Source organism: Streptococcus sp. E24BD, assembly GCF_041807825.1.
Lineage (GTDB): Bacteria > Bacillota > Bacilli > Lactobacillales > Streptococcaceae > Streptococcus > Streptococcus entericus.
The window spans coordinates 1-1,920 of sequence record NZ_JBGTZB010000069.1 but is presented as its reverse complement, the minus strand read 5'-3'; the positions used below and the strand labels follow the sequence as shown (position 1 = coordinate 1,920).

General features: G+C 41.9%; 3 protein-coding genes and 1 pseudogene. All 4 read right to left on the bottom strand.

What is annotated here, in order from left to right; all coding sequences use genetic code 11:
* Positions 1–220, bottom strand: a pseudogene (locus tag ACERC5_RS10050) (relaxase); the annotation flags it as partial.
* Positions 207–572 (bottom strand): plasmid mobilization relaxosome protein MobC, encoded by a 366-nt coding sequence (gene mobC / locus ACERC5_RS10045; protein ID WP_373659413.1) that lies wholly within the window; start codon positions 570–572, stop codon positions 207–209. The gene mobC and the pseudogene ACERC5_RS10050, both read right to left, overlap by 14 nt.
* Before the next feature lie 2 nt (positions 573–574).
* On the bottom strand, positions 575–937 hold the full coding sequence (locus ACERC5_RS10040; RefSeq protein ID WP_373659414.1) for an SAG1252 family conjugative relaxosome accessory protein: 363 nt from the start codon (positions 935–937) through the stop codon (positions 575–577).
* 242 nt (positions 938–1,179) lie between these two features.
* A partial coding sequence (locus tag ACERC5_RS10035; RefSeq protein WP_373660668.1) for a nucleotidyl transferase AbiEii/AbiGii toxin family protein occupies positions 1,180–1,920 on the bottom strand: 741 nt, incomplete at its 5' end.

The following is a 1,920-nucleotide window of genomic DNA, read 5'->3' as shown; positions in this document are numbered from 1 at the left end:
GCTGACGGTCGTTTCTTGAATCATAGAGCCGATCATTGTTGGTCAAGTTAGCCTGATACATCTCCACCAATTCCTCATAGCTGGGAAAGTCCAGGTAATTGCTCATGCCAAAATCAGAGACCAGCTTCAGCTGCTTCGTCTTTTCTGGATTGAGGATGTACTTGATGAGACTCTTGCGGTACTTGGTGCTATGCACCGCAAAGTGCTTAGTGACAACCATAAAACTCCTTCAGCTGCTGGCACTTGATGTTAAAGTCCTTCTCCACTTCCTTGATGAGTTGACCAATGCCCTGTACCAAGAACTCACAGTCGCTTGACGTTAGAAGATGAGTTTGGTTGACAGTCCGTGCAATTTGATTGAGATTATTTCCGATACGCTTCAGTTCAAAGACCAGGTCGTCATAGTTACTGGTATCAATGGTCAGAAAGGTCATATTGGGATTGAGCAGCACCTTTCTAGCATAAGCAGAGAAATTTTTACAGCCACTCTGTCCAATACGATTATTCAGAGTTGCTAACTCCTGGTCCGTTAGAAAGACTTTTTTGAGGTTAGTGCGGTAACGATTTTCCATATCTAACCTCCCATGTACTTGTCACGAAAATCTGGACTGAGTGGGATAGCCTTCTCGACTTCAGCCATCAGCTCTTGCACACAGGTTAGGATAATTCGCAAGTGCTCTGCCGTGACCCGCTGGGTCTGTTCGGCCATGATAGTCACCTGTAAGATGTCTCGGCTGATTTGTTCAATCTTCTGGGACTGCCAGAGGGTAAACCAGTCAGCTACCGACTGCCTCCCTTCAACTAAATCCATTAGCTTTTGACGGACAAAGGGGGAGAATTGCTCTGCGTGTTCTTGCCTCATCAGCTCCTGAATCTGCCGCAGCTCCTCTGGTGTCAGATTGATTTCCTTACGGATAATGCGATAGTGGTCTGTCATCTCGTTATACTCCTTCTCTAGTTGCCTCTATCGGGTCTAACCCGATACCGTATCAGATACGGGGGTCTTCCTAAAAGCCTCATCGCTTCGCTTTTCGGCTTTTGGCGAGCTCAGTTATTGTGTCCACAATAACCCAAAATCTAATCGCCAGCTGACCCCAAACCTTACAGGTTTGTCAGCCGACGATAAGAAAACATGGTGGCTTCGCCCCAAACCCCAAAATAAAAATGACTAGCAACTTGCTAATCATTTTCAACTTTTTGTAAAATACCATCAATCTGTTCAAATACTCCAATGGCTTTATCAAATTTCTGTGGAACTTCTGTATAAAGTAATTCCTCATGTAAGCTTTCATAATTTTTTCGAATATCAGGCGCAATAAACAAAGACTTCCAATTCTCAAAAGCAAATGGTGTATCAGGATTATAATCCTCAATATGATTTTTTCGCTTTCCAATATAGAACTGATCTGTCCTCTTAGTAAGATGAAGCAATTCCTTAAACGCTGCCTCATCTGATAAAAAGTTCTGAACTTCTGGATGCTCAAAAAGTTTCACCACATCATAAATATGCCGCACCTTCCTCAATAAGTCTTGATTGAAAGCGTGTCGTTTAACAGCCAAAACCTTATCTAAAAATGTTCGTGTAATATCCAAAACATTGACTTCAATGAGTTCAAGTTCAAATTCTTCGATGACATCAAACATACCATTTTCTTCTAAATAATCTTGGATATAGGTTTGGAGTGTCATCTTTTGACTTGGTTCTGGTCTAATAGTGCTCCCTATTTCTAGTTTAATCCGATAATCTGACCCAATGTCATCTAACCAGACGAGAGAACTTTTAGCCACCTTACTCCTTTCATCAGGTAACTTTTGAATAGACAAGCCAGACCACAGCACTTCCTCGATTTTCTTAAGAGCCCTATCTTTTTGTTTCTCGCTAAGCTCAGTATTCAAAAATGTTAAATCAATATCCTCTGA

Coding starts and splice junctions, on each gene's coding strand:
- mobC (WP_373659413.1), bottom strand. CDS start 572: ATGGAAAATCGTTACCGCACTAACCTCAAAAAAGTCTTTCTAACGGAC.
- ACERC5_RS10040 (WP_373659414.1), bottom strand. CDS start 937: ATGACAGACCACTATCGCATTATCCGTAAGGAAATCAATCTGACACCA.